12 protein-coding genes are annotated in these 17,312 nt (G+C 63.0%); 5 read left to right on the top strand and 7 right to left on the bottom strand.

Annotation, left to right across the window (positions count from 1 at the left end):
• The first annotated feature begins 22 nt into the window (after positions 1–22).
• The 4 genes from Q7T10_RS05940 to mltB all read left to right on the top strand — a co-directional run bounded on the left by Q7T10_RS05940 (position 23) and on the right by mltB (position 5,053).
• Complete coding sequence (locus Q7T10_RS05940) at positions 23–943, top strand: MoxR family ATPase (RefSeq protein ID WP_304746884.1); 921 nt, start codon at positions 23–25, stop codon at positions 941–943.
• Positions 944–1,924 (top strand): DUF58 domain-containing protein, encoded by a 981-nt coding sequence (locus Q7T10_RS05935; protein ID WP_304746883.1) that lies wholly within the window; start codon positions 944–946, stop codon positions 1,922–1,924. It abuts the gene before it with no gap.
• Positions 1,925–1,940: 16 nt separating this feature from the next.
• Positions 1,941–3,965: a DUF3488 and transglutaminase-like domain-containing protein gene (locus Q7T10_RS05930; RefSeq protein ID WP_304746882.1), complete on the top strand. Its 2,025-nt coding sequence runs from the start codon at positions 1,941–1,943 to the stop codon at positions 3,963–3,965.
• Positions 3,966–4,123: 158 nt separating this feature from the next.
• Positions 4,124–5,053 carry a lytic murein transglycosylase B gene (mltB, locus tag Q7T10_RS05925; protein WP_304746934.1) on the top strand — a complete coding sequence of 310 codons (930 nt, stop codon included), beginning with the start codon at positions 4,124–4,126 and terminating at the stop codon, positions 5,051–5,053.
• Positions 5,054–5,064: 11 nt separating this feature from the next.
• On the opposite strand, the gene Q7T10_RS05920 is transcribed toward mltB, so the two are convergent.
• From Q7T10_RS05920 to Q7T10_RS05890, 7 genes are all read right to left on the bottom strand, one after another.
• On the bottom strand, positions 5,065–6,024 hold the full coding sequence (locus Q7T10_RS05920; RefSeq protein ID WP_304746881.1) for an alpha-E domain-containing protein: 960 nt from the start codon (positions 6,022–6,024) through the stop codon (positions 5,065–5,067).
• Between the two features lie 17 nt (positions 6,025–6,041).
• Positions 6,042–7,544 (bottom strand): circularly permuted type 2 ATP-grasp protein, encoded by a 1,503-nt coding sequence (locus tag Q7T10_RS05915; protein WP_304746880.1) that lies wholly within the window; start codon positions 7,542–7,544, stop codon positions 6,042–6,044.
• A 62-nt stretch (positions 7,545–7,606) separates the two neighbouring features.
• Positions 7,607–10,066, bottom strand: a complete 2,460-nt coding sequence (locus Q7T10_RS05910; RefSeq protein ID WP_304746879.1) for a DNA internalization-related competence protein ComEC/Rec2 — start codon at positions 10,064–10,066, stop codon at positions 7,607–7,609.
• A gap of 65 nt (positions 10,067–10,131) precedes the next feature.
• Positions 10,132–11,715 (bottom strand): sensor domain-containing diguanylate cyclase, encoded by a 1,584-nt coding sequence (locus Q7T10_RS05905; protein WP_304746878.1) that lies wholly within the window; start codon positions 11,713–11,715, stop codon positions 10,132–10,134.
• A gap of 119 nt (positions 11,716–11,834) precedes the next feature.
• Positions 11,835–12,914, bottom strand: a complete 1,080-nt coding sequence (locus tag Q7T10_RS05900) for a phospholipase (protein ID WP_304746877.1) — start codon at positions 12,912–12,914, stop codon at positions 11,835–11,837.
• Between the two features lie 9 nt (positions 12,915–12,923).
• Entirely contained in the window at positions 12,924–13,748 is an 825-nt protein-coding gene (locus Q7T10_RS05895; protein WP_304746876.1) for an HDOD domain-containing protein, read from the bottom strand.
• A gap of 47 nt (positions 13,749–13,795) precedes the next feature.
• Positions 13,796–16,222, bottom strand: coding sequence for a Tex family protein (locus Q7T10_RS05890; RefSeq protein WP_304746875.1), 2,427 nt, complete (start codon positions 16,220–16,222; stop codon positions 13,796–13,798).
• A 284-nt stretch (positions 16,223–16,506) separates the two neighbouring features.
• On the opposite strand from Q7T10_RS05890, the gene Q7T10_RS05885 reads away from it, so the two are divergent.
• The gene (locus Q7T10_RS05885; protein ID WP_304746874.1) at positions 16,507–17,286 is read left to right on the top strand and encodes a hypothetical protein; all 780 of its coding nucleotides are present in this window, start codon (positions 16,507–16,509) and stop codon (positions 17,284–17,286) included.
• Positions 17,287–17,312: the final 26 nt, after the last annotated feature.

Below are 17,312 nucleotides of genomic sequence, written 5' to 3'. Positions count from 1 at the left end.
ATTTTTTTGGTAACGTCGTGCCATGGATGCACAACAAAAACTCAAATCACTGGTTGATCAGCTTAACACGGTGATTGTTGGCAAGCCTGCGCAAACGCAAGACTGCGTGGCTTGTCTGCTGGCCGGTGGCCACCTGCTGATTGAAGACGTGCCCGGTGTGGGCAAGACCACGCTGGCGCATGCGCTGGCCCGAACTTTTGGCCTGCAGTTCTCGCGGGTCCAGTTCACCGCCGACCTGATGCCCAGCGACCTGTCGGGCGTGTCGATGTATGAGCGCGGCAAGGAGGCCTTTGTGTTCCACCCGGGGCCCTTGTTTGCGCAGGTGCTGCTGGCCGACGAGATCAACCGCGCCAGCCCCAAGACCCAGAGTGCGCTGCTTGAAGCGATGGAAGAGAAACAGGTCACTGTGGACGGCGAAACCCGCCCCCTGCCCTCGCCCTTCTTTGTCATTGCCACGCAAAACCCGCACGACCAGCTCGGCACCTATGCCTTGCCGGAGTCGCAGCTGGACCGGTTCCTGATGCGCATCTCGCTCGGTTACCCCGACCGCGCCGCCGAGCGCGACCTGCTGGCAGGCCATGACCGCCGTGACATGGTGGACGCCCTGCCCAGCCTGCTGACGGCGTCGGAGCTGCAAACGCTGCAGGCCAGGGTGCTGGAGATTCATGCGGCCGCGCCGCTGCTGGACTACGTGCAGGACCTGATCGCCGCGACCCGTTCCGGCCAGTGGTTCCTGCAGGGCCTGAGCCCGCGCGCCGGCATTGCCGTGGTGCGCGCCGCGAAAGCGCAAGCGCTGCTGAGCGGCCGCGACTATGTGGCCCCGGACGACGTGCAGGCCATCTTGCCGCAAACCGTGGCCCACCGGCTGGTTCCCGTTGGCGACGCAGGCCGCGGGTCGGTCGAGCAGGTGCGCGCCATGATCGACGCCGTCGTGTTGCCCTGAATGCCCGACATCCTGCCCAATCCACTGCGACACCCGCGGGCGCATCTGCGTCAGAGGTTCCAGCGCTGGTTCGAGGCCCGACTGCCGCTGTCCGACACCATCACCCTGACGCAGCGCAGCGTCTACATCCTGCCAACCCGCCCTGGTTTCATGCTCGGCGCCACCATTCTCGTGCTGCTGGTGGCGTCGATCAACTACCAGCTCAACCTGGGCTACCTGCTGACCTTTCTGCTGGCTGGCAGTGCCGTCGTGGGCATGCACGTGTGCCACGGCACGCTGCGTGGACTCACTATGAGTTTGATAGCGCCTGACGCACAGTTTGCGGGGGCTAGCGCCGTGATTGGCATCAATCTCCAGAGCCGGCGGCGCAGCATCCGCCATGGCATTGGCCTGGCTGTGCTGGGTTCTGGTCATTGGGTGTGGACCGATGTGCCGGCGCAGGGCACGGCCACGGTGCACATCGCGTTCAAGCCCGAGCGCCGCGGCCTGCACCGCGTGCCGGCGCTGACGGCAGAGACGCGTTTTCCTCTGGGCACTTTTCGGGTATGGACGGTGTGGCGACCCGCCGCCCAGGTGCTGGTGTATCCGGCGCCGGAGCCCTTCCCGCCACGTTTGCCCCCGGGCGAGCCACGGGCAGGAGGCGCCGCCGCAGCACACCGGCAATCCACCGGTGAATTCGACGGCGTGCGCGCCTACCGCCGCGGCGACCCGATGAAACTGGTGGTCTGGAAAAAAGCCGCCAAGGCGGACGAACTGGTGAGCCGGGACACGACCCAGGCGCAGCACTTTGAGTTGTGGCTGGACCAGCACCAGACCGGCGTCAGCCACCCCGAACAACAGCTGTCCCGTCTGTGCGCCTGGGTGCTGCAGGCCGAGAAGCACGGGGTCGATTACGGCTTGCGCCTGACCGGTCTGGACATCAAGCCGAGCCGGGGCGAAGCGCACAAGAAACGCTGCCTGGAAGCGCTGGCGCGGCACTGAGGCGATCGCGACGACCATGTTCAATCAACTGCGAAATCACCTTGCCAGGCTGCCCCGGGACAGCCGCGATACGCTGTTTTTGCTGGTGGTGATTGCCTGGGTGGTGCTGCCGCAAGTAGGCAACCTGCCGTTGTGGTGCAGCGGGCTGGCGGCGGGCGTCCTGTTGTGGCGCGGCTGGCTGGCCGTGACCGTGCAGCCGCTGCCCTCCCGCTGGTGGCTGCTGGCACTGCTGGTGCTGACCGTGGCCGCCACCTTGTTCACCCACAAGACCCTGCTGGGACGCGATGCCGGCGTGACCCTGGTGGTGGTGCTGCTGGCCTTGAAGACGCTGGAGTTGCGGGCCAGGCGCGACGCCTTCGTGGTGTTTTTCCTCAGCTTCTTCACGATGCTGACCAACTTCTTTTTCTCGCAGTCCCTGCTCACCGCAGCGGCCATGCTGGTGGCCTTGCTGGGCCTGCTCACTGCGCTGGTCAACGCCCACATGCCGGTTGGGAAACCGCCCCTGCTGCAAGCCGCCAAAACCGCCGGCTGGATGGCGCTGCTGGGGGCCCCCATCATGGCTGTGCTGTTCGTGCTGTTTCCACGGATGGCACCGCTATGGGGTGTCCCCGGGGACGCCATGAGTGGGCGCAGCGGCTTGTCTGCCAGCATGCAGGTGGGCAACATCGCCAGTCTGGCGCTGGACGACAGCATCGCCATGCGCGTCCGCTTTGAAGGCGCCGCACCGCGACAGTCCGACCTGTACTTTCGCGGGCCGGTGCTGTCCACCTTTGATGGACGCGACTGGCGACCCCTGCGCTCGGGCTTCCCGGCCCGCATGCAGCCCCCCGCCAATCTGCAGGTGCAGGGCCCGCCCGTCAAATACCAGGTGACACTGGAACCCAACAACCGCCCCTGGCTGCTGGTGCTGGATGCCACCCCGACGCCGCCCGCATTGAGTGGTTTTGCCGCCACCATGACACCCGAGCTGCAATGGCTGGTCGAGCGCCCGATTGCAGACCTGGTGCGCTACAGCGCCCAGAGCTACCCGGACTTCCGCCACGGGCCGCCCCGCCAGATGGCGGGCCTGCAGGACTATGTCGAGCTGCCGGCAGGCTTCAACCCGCGCACGCTGCAACTGGCTGCCGACCTGCGACGCGACCCGCGCTACACCGGAGCCAATAACGCGCAACTGGTGGCCGCCGTGCTGGAGCGCCTGCGCACCGGCGGCTACACCTACACGCTGGACCCCGGCGTGTACGGCCAGCACACGGCCGACGAGTTCTGGTTTGACCGCAAGGAGGGTTTTTGCGAACACATTGCGTCGAGCTTCGTCATCCTGATGCGCGCGCTGGATGTGCCGGCGCGGATCGTGACGGGCTACCAGGGCGGCGAACAAAACGCGGTCGACGGCTTCCACGTGGTGCGCCAGAGCGACGCCCACGCCTGGGCCGAAGTCTGGCTCGCCAGCCGCGGCTGGGTGCGGGTCGACCCGACCTCCGCAGTAGCGCCCGGGCGCATCGGCGCACTGCAACGCCTGCAGGCACCGCGCGGCGTCATCGCCGAAGCCCTGCTGGGCAACGTCAACCCCGCACTGGCCCTGAATCTGCGTGCCTTGTGGGACGCCGTCAACAACAGCTGGAACCAGCGCATATTGAACTACACGCAGGGCAAGCAGCTCAATCTGCTCAAGAACATCGGCTTTGAGTCGCCCAGCTGGGAAGACCTGATTTACCTGCTGATCGGCATCGTGGTGCTGGCCAGCCTGTCAGGTGCCGCGTGGACCCTGTGGGAACGCAGCCGCAAAGACCCCTGGCTGCGGCTGCTGGAGGCCGCCGCCAGGCGCCTGCAAAAAGCGGGCATCAACATACCGCCCAACAGCCCACCGCGTGCCATGGCGGAGCAGTTGGCAAGGCAAGCCGGTCCGCAAGACCCGTCCGCACTGGCCGTGCGCGATTGGCTGCTGCGCCTCGAGGCCCAGCGCTATGCGCCGCCTGGGACAACGAGCACCCGCCTCGCTACACTGAAACGCGAACTCAACCAACTGGTCTGGCCTACGTGATTCTTAAATTTCTCTCAATTGCTACTGTTTTTATAGCTGCCTGCGCAATAGCGACGGGGGCTCAAGCCAGGAAAAGCTCAAATAGGAAAGTGGTTGTTGCGCAGAACTCCAGGCAGCCCGCGCTGCCCGGTCCGGCCTACGCCCAGCGCGAGGACGCCATGCGCGCCGCCGATGACATTGCGACGCGGCGCGACCTGGACCTCGAGTGGGTGCGCCAGGCGATCGGGCAGGCCCGTTATATTCCGCAGGTTGCCAGATTCATTCAGCCGCCGCCGGTGGGCACACCCAAGAACTGGCGCGTCTACCGCAGCCGCTTCATCGACCCGGTTCGCATCAGTAGCGGTGTCAAATTCTGGCAGGACAACCGCGACACACTGGCGCGGGCCGAAGCCGAGACCGGTGTGCCGGCCGAGATCATCGTGGGCATCATCGGGGTGGAAACCATTTACGGCCAGCAAATGGGCACATTTCGCGTGATCGACGCGCTGACCACTCTGGCTTTTGACTTTCCGGCCAGCCACCCGCGTGCCGCAGCACGCAGCGAGTTCTTCAAAGCCGAGCTGGAACAGTATTTGAGCCTGACCCATCGCACCAGTGTCGATCCGCTGGCACTGCGCGGCAGCTTTGCCGGCGCCATGGGCATGCCCCAGTTCATGCCATCGAGCTGGATCAAATATGCGATTGATTTTGACGGCGACGGCAAGGTCGACCTGTTCAGCAGTCCGGCCGATGTCATTGGCTCGGTCGCCAGTTATTTCAAGGCCTTCAACTGGCAGCCGGGCATGCCGACCCATTACCCGGTGGGCTTCGATGCGACCAGGCTCGACATGAACGCGCTGTTGGCACCCGACATACTGCCGACCTTCAGCGTCGCCAGTTTCGAGGCCAAAGGGGCCGTGCTGGAAGGCGCCGCCCTGCAGCACAGCGGCCCGCTGGCGCTGGTGGAACTGCAAAACGGTGATGAGCCGCCCAGCTACGTGGCGGGCACCGAAAACTTCTACGCCATCACGCGCTACAACTGGAGCAGCTACTACGCGCTGGCGGTCATTGAATTGGGCAAGGCGGTCGCAGCGGAAATCAATCGCTGAAACGACTGGCTTCAGGTCGTGGACGGAATCAGGAAGTCCCGGCTGATGTGGACGCCCAGATCGTTCACGCGGTCCAGGAACTGCGTGAGGTAGGCATGCAGTCCGGTGGCCAGGATTTCGTCGATGCGCCCGTACTTGAGTTCGGCGCACAGTTTGCCGGCCCGGCGATGGGTTTCGCCCGACTGCTCATTGGCCACCAGCGCCAGGTTATTGACCACTTCATTCAGGCTGGCATGCAGCGAGCGCGGCATGTCGGGTCGCAGAATCAGCAGTTCCGCCACGCGCTCGGGCTTGATGACATCGCGGTACACCTTGCGGTAGACCTCAAAGCCCGACACGCTGCGCAGAATGGCACTCCAGTGGTAGAAGTCGTACTCCTGATCCTTCTCTTTGGCATTGCCCAAAAAATCGCCTTTCACTGCATGGAACTTCACATCGACCAGGCGGGCCGTGTTGTCGGCCCGCTCCAGAAACGTGCCCAGCCGCATGAAGTGCAGGGCTTCGTCCATCAGCATCGTGCCCACCGTCACGCCTCTTGAAAGGTGCGAGCGGAACTTGACCCATTCAAAAAACTGCGCGGGGTCACGTTCAAACTCGCCAGACTCGATCATGCGCTTGACTTCCAGCCAGGTCTGGTTCTGGGTTTCCCAGACTTCGGTAGTCAGCGTGCCGCGCACCGCCCGTGCGTTCTCGCGCGCGGCGCTCAGGCACGACACGATGCTGGAGGGATTGCTTTCGTCCGTCACCATGAAGGCCATCACATCGCGGGCATTGACCTCACCGTGAAGAGCCTCGTAGGTAGGCAGGAGTTCGCTGATGCTCAGGAGACCCTGCCAGCCCACTTGCGCCACCGCGTCGGATTGCGGCAGCAGCGCGGTCTGGTAGTTCACATCCAGCATGCGGGCGGTGTTTTCGGCCCGCTCGGTGTAGCGTGACATCCAGAAAAGGTGATCGGCGGTGCGTGACAGCATGGGAGGACTCCTTGTGCTCAGGATGATTGTGTTTGGGACTGCGTCGGCACGGCGTGGTCCACACCGTTCTCGAGAATCCAGGTGTCCTTGGTGCCGCCGCCCTGTGATGAATTGACCACCAGCGAGCCCTCTTTCAGCGCCACGCGCGTCAAGCCGCCCGGCACCATCTGCACCGTCTTGCCGCTCAGCACATAGGGGCGCAGATCAATGTGGCGCGGCGCAATGCCGCTCTCCACAAACGTGGGGCAACTCGACAGACTCAAAGTGGGCTGCGCAATGTAGCCGCTCGGGTTGGCCAGCACCGCCTTGCGGAAGTCCTCAATTTCCGCCTTCGTCGCGGCCGGGCCCACCAGCATGCCGTAGCCACCGGCGCCATGCACTTCTTTGACCACCAGGTCTTTCAGGTTGGCCAGCGTGTAGGCGAGATCGTCCTTGTTGCGGCACATGTAGGTGGGCACGTTGTTGAGGATGGGTTTTTCGTCAAGGTAGAACTCGATCATCTTCGGCACATAGGGATAGATCGACTTGTCGTCGGCCACGCCGGTGCCCACGGCATTGCAGATGGTGACGTGGCCGGCGCGGTACACATCCAGCAGACCGGCGCAACCCAGGGTTGACGTAGGACGAAAGGCCTTGGGGTCCAGAAAATCGTCATCGATCCGGCGGTAGATCACGTCCACGCGCTTGGGGCCGCGCGTGGTGCGCATGTAGACGAAGTTGTCTTTCACAAACAGGTCCTGTCCCTCCACCAGCTCCACGCCCATCTGTTGGGCCAAAAACGCATGTTCGAAATAGGCGCTGTTGAGCATGCCGGGCGTCAACACCACCACCGTGGGCTCCGCCGTGGTGGCGGGGCTGCTGGCACGCAGGGTCTCCAGCAGCAAGTCCGGGTAATGGGCCACCGGGGCGACGCGGTGCGCGTTGAACAGGCCCGGGAACAGACGCATCATCATCTTGCGGTCTTCCAGCATGTAGCTCACGCCGCTGGGCACACGCAGGTTGTCTTCGAGCACGTAGTATTCGCCCTCACCCTTGGCGTTGGGCGCACGCACGATGTCAATGCCGGAGATGTGCGAATAGATGTTGTTGGGCACGTCCACGCCCATCATCTCGGGGCGGAACTGGGCGTTGTTCTCAATCTGCTCGCGCGGCACCACCCCGGCCTTGATGATCTCCTGATCATGGTAGACGTCGTGAATGAATCGGTTGAGTGCCGTCACCCGCTGTACCAGGCCACGCTGCAGAAAAGTCCACTCATGTGCCGGAATGATGCGCGGAATCAGGTCAAACGGGATCAGGCGCTCGGTGCCGGCGCCGGCTTCATCCTTGTCACCGTAGACGGCAAAGGTGATACCGACACGGCGAAAGATCATCTCCGCTTCTTCCCGCCGATTGGCCATCATGTCGCCGGGCTGGCGTGCCAGCCATTCGTCGTAGATCTTGTAATGGTCGCGAATCTGCGCCCCGTGAGTGAAGAACTCGTAGGGCAGGCGGGTGTACATCTCGTCGAATTTCTGCATAAACGATATCTCTCCTGTATTGAGCTTAGCAAGCTTTGCGCCAACCCGGATTGGTGCAGCCCCTAGTGCACACGATGGTGCCAATAGCGCAAGCCTTGTGCGCGCTGACATTGAACATCTTGTGGCCGGGCAGACTGCCAGGTAGCCGCACCACAATGGGGCGAATCGACCACGCGAATGTGACGCTCCGCATAACGCACCAAGACGGGGTCTGCCGGATGGCCGAAGCGGTTGCGGTAGCCGGCCTGCACCAGTGCAATCTGCGGCTGCACCGCATCCAGAAAGGCGGCGCTGCTGGAGGTTTTGCTTCCGTGATGAGGCACCAGCAGCACATCGGCCTTCAAACTTTTTGCGGGCACCCCCGGCACAGCTGTGTGCTCACGGCCCCCTTCAGCCACGAGGCGCGCTTCCTGGCGCTGTTCAATGTCGCCCGCCAGCAGCGCCGCCTGAACGCCGTTGGAGATGCGCAGGGTGCAACTCATGGCGTTCGATCTATTGGCCCCGTCATAGTCGGCGGCACGCGGATGCAGTACCTCAAAATCCACACCGTCCCAGCGCCAGCGCTGCCCCGCTACACAGCGGGTCGCCTTGCGCACGGCCTGCAGCTCATGGTCGTCCTCGATGGAGCTCACCAGTTCGGCACCGGGCTGCATCGCCAGAACCGCCAGCGCGCCGCCCACGTGATCGCTGTCCCTGTGGCTGAGCACGACCATGTCCACCGGGATATCCAGTGCGCGCAGCAGCGGCACCAACACACGGTGGCCGGCATCACTCTCGCGGCTGAAGCGCGGCCCGGCGTCGTACACCAGCGCATGCGCGGCCGTACGCACAACGACGGCCGTGCCCTGCCCGATATCGGCGGCCAGCAGCTCAAACTGCCCCTCAAGTGGACGCGGTGCCTGCCACAGCAGCACCGGCAAAATCAGGGGCACACCCATCAGCCGCAGGCTCCAGGGCAGTTGCATGGCCAGCAACAAACCGCCAACGACACCCGCAGCGCCCGCCCACAATGGCGCTTGCGCGATCACGACCGTGGCGAACGGCAGTGCCGCCAGCAGTTGCAGATACCAGGCCAGTGCGGCAATGGCCATCGATGCCGCGTCCCACAGCGGTGCTGCCAACACCCCCAGCATGGCCAGCGGCGTGACAACCAGCGTCACCCATGGAATCGCCAGGGCGTTGGCCACCAGACCCACCAGTGAGACCTGCCCAAAGAGCAGCAGGGTGAGAGGCGTCAGGGCCAGCGTGATCACCCATTGCTCTCTGAACATGGAGACAAAATGGCCTCTGGCCCCCGTCTTGCTTGCGTCATCTGCTCCTGAACTTGTAGCAAACAACACGCCGACGGCCACAAAGCTGAGCCAGAACCCGGCCTGCAACAGTGCCCACGGGTCCGTCGCCACCACCACGGCGCAGGCCAGCAGCCACACATGCGGCCACGGCCATTGCCGGCCCGAGAGCCGCAGCAAGCCCACGGTGGCCAGCATCAGCACGGTGCGCTGCGACGGCACACCCCAGCCACTGAAGAAGGCATAGGCCGTGGCCAGCAACACGCCACCCACCAACGCCGCGTTCGGGGCCGCCGCCCAGAGGCACAGGCGTTCTGAGCGGCGCCACAGCCAGCCCACCATGAGGGCCGCAGCCCAGGCGAACATGGTGACGTGCAAACCCGAGATGGACATGAGATGCGCCACCCCCGTCGCCCGAAAAATATCCCAGTCGGCACGATCGATGGCGTTCTGGTCGCCCACCACCAGGGCGGCGATCAGGCCGGCGTATTTGCGCTCGGTGACCCGCTCAAAAATCAGGTCACGCACATGCTGGCGCGCGAGTTCGACCGGGTGCCGCCAGGTCTGGGCCAGCCGCTGCGGGGCGGGGTCTTTGGGTCCGGCGCGCACATAACCGTTGGCTTGCAGGCCCTGCTCCCACAGCCAGAGTTCGTAGTCAAAGCCATGCGGATTGCTGCCGCCGTGTGGCGCCTTGAGACGCACCGTCATCTGCCAGCGTTCTCCCGCCTCCATCGGTGCGGGCTGGCGCTGCAACTCCCCCACCATGCCTGCGCCACCACCGCCAAACACGCCGGCGTACCAGCCGAGGTAGATGCTGGGGGGCAAGCGGACCGGGCTGCCCTGCAGTTGCGCCGATTCGACATCCAGGCGAAAGCGCAGGCCGGCCTCATTGCGCTGCGGCATGGCGGCGATCACACCGGTTACCGCCAGGTCGCGTCCTTCCAGCCCGCCGTCCAGCGCGTCGTTCGAAAACAGGGACGCACGCAGCCCGGTGATCCCGAACGCCAACAGGCCAAAGACCAGTGCAGCCAGCACAAAACGCCACTTGAATGCTATTGATGTTGTAGCTAACAACGCATATACGACAAGGGCTGACAGCACCAAACAGCCATACAAAAACCAGCTGGACAGCGCGACCTGCTGCAACTGCAACGCGGTGCCAACCAGCCAGCCCAGCAACGCCGGAAAAACCAGCCGGGCTGTTTCGTTGCTATGGGTCGGCGCGGTTTGCATGGAGCCATGCTAACCGGCCGCGGGCAGCCAGCCGGGCGCCTACAGCGCCGCCACCACGCAGCCGCTCATGCCATCGAATCGTGAAAATGAACCCGATTGCCCCCGACCTTCTTGGCCTGGTACATCGCCGCATCGGCCCGCATCAGGACTTCCTCCTGGCTGGATTCATGGCTGACGAACAAGGCCACGCCGATGCTTGCGGTGCAGTGAAACCTGACAGAAGCAGCGGCATTACCAGCCGGCCTGCCGGCCAGCACATAAGGTTCCGCCAAAATTTCGCGGATCTTCTCTGCAATGAGCGCGGCCTGTGAGGCCGACTCGGTTTTGTCCGCATCCAGCTCAGCGAGCATCACCACAAACTCATCGCCGCCGAAGCGCGCGACGGTGTCCCTCTCGCGGACACAATGGCGCAAGCGCTCCGCCACATCGATCAACAGCAAATCGCCAACATCGTGCCCGTGCGTGTCATTGAGTGGCTTGAGTTTGTCCAGATCAAGAAACATCAGCGCCCCATAGCAGGCAGTGCGCTTGCTGGCAGCAAGGGCCTGGCTCAGCCGGTCGTTGAGCAGGCGACGATTGGGGAGCTTGGTCAGCGTGTCGTAGAACGCCAGTTGCCGAACCTGGTCCTGCATCTGCTTGCGCTCGGTGATGTTGCGAATGCAGACATGAATGGCCGGCTCTCCGTCGTAGACAATGGACGTGCCCTGGACCTCCACGTCAATCGGAGTCCCATCCAGCCTCAGGAATCTTGACTCCACCATGGGCGTGATGGGGACGTTCGCGATGATGCTTTTCATGCGCGCCGTCTGAACCTCAAGAAAATCCGGGTGAATCAGCTCACTGGTGAATTTGGCGAGCAGCCCCGACGCATCGACCGCGCCGAACATCCTGACCGCCGCCGGGTTGACATACAGGATTTTTCCCTGTCGATGAACGAGGATTGACTCGGGTGACCACTCGATCATGGTCCGGTAGCGGCCTTCACTTCCCTGCAGCGCGGCCTGTGCCTGGCAGAGCTCCTCCCTGCTTGCCTCCAGGTCGCGCGTGCGCAGAGTGAGGTCGCGGCTGAGCTTGTGCAATTCCTCAAGGCGGCGCCGGTAGACGCGCACAAGGAAAAAAGCCAGGATGCCCGACGCGATATAGACAACCACTTGCTCACCGCCGTGGATCGCCGCCGGTGAAGGCACGGGCATTGGCAGGAAACCTCTTGCTTCGGCCCAGACCAGGCCCAGGGTTGCCGTCACGGTCAGGCCGGTCACCACCAGCGCCGCACGCGAACTGATCAGCCAACCGGTCATCAGAATGATCACCGGGTAGGCGATGACTGCCGGTGCCTGCACGCCACCCGTGAAGACGGCGGTTCCCGTCATCGCGGTCCATGCGCCGACTGCCATCACCAGGATGGCGGCGCGAGTGCGGCCTCGCCCGATGAGATACCACGCGGTGGCAGCGACCAGAAGCAACAGCAGGGGTGCGAAGGCGCGTCCCGTCTGATGCGGCGCGGCGAGGTAGAGCACCAGTACCACGGCGATGGTGCCAACCACGAGGGCGGCAATACAGTACCGCAAGAAAACGACCGATGGTTGCCCGGACAGCGGGCTGTCGATATCGTCACCGAGGTGCCCCAGCGGTTCATACGGCTGTGTCATTTTTCATCCCTTTTTCCACCAGCGGCGGCTTGCTCTAGCTCCGATTTCTATAGCAAAAATCATCATAGCCCATAGGCATGAACGCCAGCTGACAAGCGGTGTCGGCGGCAGGCCCCACCTCAAAGCGCATGCACCTGCCCGATGTCGGGTTGACGCAACCAGGCCTCAAATTCATCCACCAATTGGGCGCTGGCCGAAGTGACCCCGGTCCAGGCTTTGACGCGGCCCGCCAGGTCTTGCCCATAGTGGGTGAAGTCGTTGCGGTCGGGCAGTTTGCCGTTGGGCAGGGTTCTGACCCAGTCCGGATCAGGCGCCAGCAACACCATGTTGTCCAGGTAGCGGGTGGACTTGTGGCGCCACTTCAGGCTTTTGTCGAGCCAGCCTGGCACCACGGCCTGCTGAAAATGCGGGTAGAGTACCAGGCCTTTTGGGCCCCCAGAGGCCGCATAGTTCAGATGCAGGTGGTAGTCGGTAATTGCACCATCCCAGTAGGCACCGGGTGGCGCCCCGGGAATATTGTGGACGGCCTGCAGGACAAACGGGATGGAGCAGCTGGCCTGCAGGGCGAGTTTGAAATTGGCCTCGCTCAAAGACACCTGCCGAGTACGGTAGTCACTGGTGGCAAAGGGCAGCGCCGCATGTTGGGTGGAAAACACGACTCGCTCCAGCCAGGCCCCCATGGCTTTGCGATGCACGGTGTTGGTCAAGAAGGCACCCAGATAGCCCAGTGGGGTCCGCCAACGGTGTTCGCGCCCGAGGATGTGTCGCCCCCGTGCGGTCACGATATGCAGTCTGTAGCGGGGATGATCCAGCACCTCCCCGACCCGGCCGCCATAAAACGCCTGCAGGTTCTCGCCAAAGAGCTCGCTTACCCGGGCGGCCGGGGGCCGCTTTTCGCCGGGCTGCAACTCGAAGTGCTGGTGGATGTAGTCATGCTCCAGCCGCTCAAACGCCGCCGCTGGCTCATCCAGGCAAGCGGTGGCCACGCGCCACGCGCCAATGGAGGCGCCCACCAGATTTACCTGCTGGTTCGACCGGGGCAGCCACTGGCCAAAAATGAATCGGTCAAGCGGCCCGAGTATCAGGCCCTTGGGGCCACCCGCCGCGCCCGGCAGAGTGCAGATATCAGCCGGCTGCAGTCCGTTCTTCTCGATGTGCTGCCTGGCCACGGGACCGGCATGAATGCGTAACGCGCGCACAGGTCGCCGCTACAGCAGCGTGCGGCCCGGCGTCTGGGCTGACCAGTCGATCGGGTCCTGCTGCAGCACCATGTCAATGTCAAGCTCCAGCACCTCGCCCACCGGGCCTGGAAAGGTCACCGCCTGGTCCTTTTCGGACAGGCCCGCCTCTTTGGCGCGGGCGCGCCAGGTGGCCAGATGAATGACGCCTGCCAGCGGTTCATACACGTTGTTTTCAAACGGTGCATCCTGATGCGCCAGCGCGTCCACGATCGGCTGGGGAAACTGCCATTGGCGGGCAAAACCGGCACCCACCTGCGCATAACAGTAACCAAAACTTCTTTTTTCGGCCCTGGCGCGATTCAGGTCAAGCGGAGGGACCTCACGGTCCAAGGCAGCCACCGCGTCGGGCATGCCGATATGCATGGCCAGCTCGCCCACCGCGTGAATCAGACCGCAGGTGAAAGCCGCCTGCTGGTTCTGCCGCACCACGCCCGCCAGCGAGCGGGACAACTTGGCCACGTTCAGGCTGTAGGCCCAGAACTGCTGCAGGTTGATGCCCGGCACTGCCTTCAGCGAGGCAGCAGAGGCCGCCGCGGCCGCCATGGTGCGCACATGGCCCAGGCCCAGAATCGCCAGCGCCTCGGAGACGCTGTTGATCTTGCCCGACAACTTGAAAAATCCTGAATTGGACAACTGCAGCAGACGCGTCGTCAACGCAGGATCGGTGCTGATGAGCTGGGTGACCTTTTTCAGGTCCGGTTCGTCACGATCGAGTTCGCTCAGCAGGAGTGCAACCACCTTGGGAATGCTGGGCAGAACGAACTGTGAAGCCAGCAGGGCATTCAGTTCCATGACAACAAGACTCCATTGATTGATGAACCCGATTGAAACATTATGTATCAGCGGCCGACGTCCTTGAGTTTGGCAAACGCAGACGACATGGCCGTGGATTGCGGTGCGCTGTTGTGTTGCTGCCCGGCGCCCTGCCCGCCGGATCTGGCGCGCTGGTTGTTGGCAGCGCCTTGAAAGCGGTTGTCGCCCGCGCTGTCGCGCCGGGCGGGTGCCGCGCCCAGCTTCATGGTCAGCGCAATGCGTTTGCGTGCCACGTCCACCTCCACCACCTGTACCTTGACGATATCGCCGGTCTTGACGATCTCGCGGGCGTCGGTGACGAACTTGTGGCTCAACTGGCTCACGTGGACCAGGCCGTCCTGGTGCACGCCCAAATCGACGAAGGCGCCAAACGCGGCCACATTGCTGACGGTGCCTTCCAGCACCATGCCCTCCTTCAGGTCCTTGATGTCGTCCACGCCATCATTGAAGCGCGCCACCTTGAAGTCCGGGCGCGGGTCGCGGCCGGGTTTCTCCAGCTCGCCCAGAATGTCCTTGACGGTGATGACGCCAAATTCCGCATTGGCAAACAGTTCGGGTTTGAGGATCTTCAGCATGTCGGCGCGACCCATCAACTCCGCAACGGGCTTGGCCGTGTGCGCCATGATTTTCTCCACCACCGGGTAGGTTTCGGGGTGCACACCGGTCATGTCCAGCGGATTGTCACCGCCACGAATGCGCAGGAAACCTGCACTTTGCTCAAAAGTCTTGGCGCCCAGACCGGTTACCTGCATCAGCTGCTGGCGGTTGTTGAAGGCGCCATTGGCCTCACGCCAGCGCACCACCGCCTTGGCGACGCTGCCGGAGAGGCCCGACACGCGGGACAACAGCGGTACGCTGGCGGTGTTCAGATCCACACCGACCGAGTTCACGCAGTCTTCCACCACGGCTTCCAGCGTCTTGGCCAACTCGCTCTGGTTGACATCGTGCTGGTATTGGCCCACCCCAATGGATTTGGGGTCGATCTTGACCAGTTCGGCCAGGGGGTCTTGCAGGCGACGGGCAATACTGGCGGCACCACGCAGGCTCACATCCACATCCGGCATTTCCTGCGAGGCGAATTCGCTGGCCGAATAGACCGAGGCCCCGGCTTCGCTCACCACCACTTTTTCAATCAGGCGGTCTGACGCCTTGGCCATCAGCTTGATCAGGTCGGCTGCCAGCTTGTCGGTCTCGCGGCTGGCCGTGCCGTTGCCAATCGCAATCAGGTTCACCCCGTGCTTTTCGCACAGTTTGCCCAGGGTATGCAGAGAGCCTTCCCAGTCCTTGCGCGGTTCGTGCGGAAAGACGGTGGCTGTGTCCACCAGTTTGCCGGTGGCGTCCACGACTGCCACCTTGACGCCGGTGCGGATGCCCGGGTCCAGTCCCATCACCACACGCGGCCCGGCGGGCGCAGCCAGCAAAAGGTCTCGCAGGTTGTCAGCAAACACCTTTATGGCCACCTTCTCGGCCTCTTCGCGCAAACGGGTAAAAAGGTCGCGCTCGGTCGACAGGCTCAATTTGACGCGCCAGGTCCAGGCAACGCATTTGCGGATCAAATCATCGGCAGTCCGCCCCTTGTGACTCCAGCCCAGGCGCAGCGCGATGCGCCCCTCGGCCAGTGAGACCACTGGAGTCGCTACTTTTTTGATAGCTGCTTGCGCAGCAGATACGGGGGCTGGAGGCTGATTTGACTCAGGAAGTACCAGCTTGGCATCCAGTATCTCCAGGCCACGACCGCGGAAAACGGCCAGCGCGCGGTGCGAGGGCACGCGGCCAATCGGCTCGTCATAGTCAAAATAGTCACGGAACTTGGCCACGTCGGCGTTGTTCTCGTCTTTGCCGTCCATCAGTTTGCTCTGGAACAGGCCCTCCTGCCACAGCCATTCCCGCAAGTCCCGCACCACGGTGGCGTCTTCGGCCCAGCGCTCACTCAGCAGATCGCGCACCCCGTCGAGCACGGCCGGCACGGTTGAGAGGTCGGGCTGCCTGTCCTCGCCCTCCACGACCGGCCGCATTGGAATGACATAGGCCAGCGCCTCGTCAGCGGGCACCAGCGCCGGGTTGGCAAACAGCGCATCCGCCAGTGGCTCCAGGCCGGCCTCGCGCGCCAGCTGTCCCTTGGTGCGACGCTTCAGCTTGAACGGCAGGTACAGGTCTTCCAACTCCTGCTTGGTGGATGCGGCTGCCAGCGCCGCCAGCAGCGCTGGCGTCATCTTGCCCTGCTCCTCGATGGCCTTGATGACCGTCTGCAGGCGGTCCCGCAACTCGCGAAGGTAACTGAGCCGCGCTTCCAGCTCGCGCAGCTGGATGTCGTCCAGGCCGTCGGTGACCTCCTTGCGATAGCGGGCGATGAAGGGCACCGTGGCACCACCGTCAAGCAACTCGACGGCAGCCTGCACCTGTTTGTTCTGAACCCGGATTTCCTGCGCGATCTGCGCGATGATTTTCTGCATGACTTTTGGGACGCGCCAACCTTGCGCTGGCTGAAAACTATAACGAAGGTCGCGAGTGTGCCACAGGCGGCCCGCGGCAAAACGGCAAGCTGAGACGCGCGGAGGGTATGGTTTTCATGTAGGAAAAAACCTTACAAGATTCCGCCGAAACCCCTACATCGGCATTATCCAATTGCCGACTCAAGTTTCAGAAATCCAAACCTACAGTCATCCTCAACACGTCGGGTGGGAGCATCTTTGCCATCCGATGGGTCCACCCCAACCTTCTCCCGAGGAGTATTTTCATGATTTCCCCAGCCACGTCCGCCATGTTGCCGCGTCATCGTATCGAGACACTCCAATCGCGGGTCGACGTACAGCGCGAAGCGGCAATGACCGAGGAGCTGCTTCCGTTCACTGTCAGGCTGGTACGGAATGAAGAAGACTTGAATAAAGCGGTGCAAATTCGTCACTCGGCCTATGCCCGGCACATGCCGGCCGTCGCCGAAACGCTGATTTCCCCTGAAAAGGCCGATACGGAAGACGGCGTGGTCGTTTTGCTTGCCGAATCAAAGCTGGATGGGACGCCGCTGGGAACGGCCCGCATTCAGACAAATCAGTTTCGCCCCTTGGCTCTTGAGCAGGCAGTGGAGTTTCCAGACTGGCTTAAAGGACAGACTCTGGCCCACATCAGTCGACTCGGCATCGTTCAGGGGAGTGGCGGGCGATTGGTGAAACTCATGCTGTTCAAGGGACTTTTCCAGTACTGGGAACAAAACGGCATTGAATGGGCGGTTGTGGCCGCGCGCGCGCCATTGGATCGAATGTACGTGCAGCTCATGTTTGATGATGTTTTCCCAGGTCAGGGCTTTACCCCTTTGCCTCACATGAACAATGTGCCTCACCGGGTGATGGCTTTTGAGGTTGGCACGGCGCGGAAGAGGTGGACACAGGCAAACCATCCCCTGACAAACTTCATTTGTTACACCGACCATCCGGACCTGGACATTGGCAGCGCTGAACATGACGCCTACTCGCCCATGTACATAAACAGTCGACAAGTAGCGACCCACATGTCTCTATGATTCGAACGAAATGAACGGGATTGGCA

The sequence above is a fragment of the Rhodoferax sp. genome (assembly GCF_030646845.1).
Taxonomy (GTDB): domain Bacteria; phylum Pseudomonadota; class Gammaproteobacteria; order Burkholderiales; family Burkholderiaceae_C; genus Rhodoferax.
Note: the sequence above shows the minus strand (reverse complement) of the source record. Positions and strands in the feature narration are given on the sequence as shown.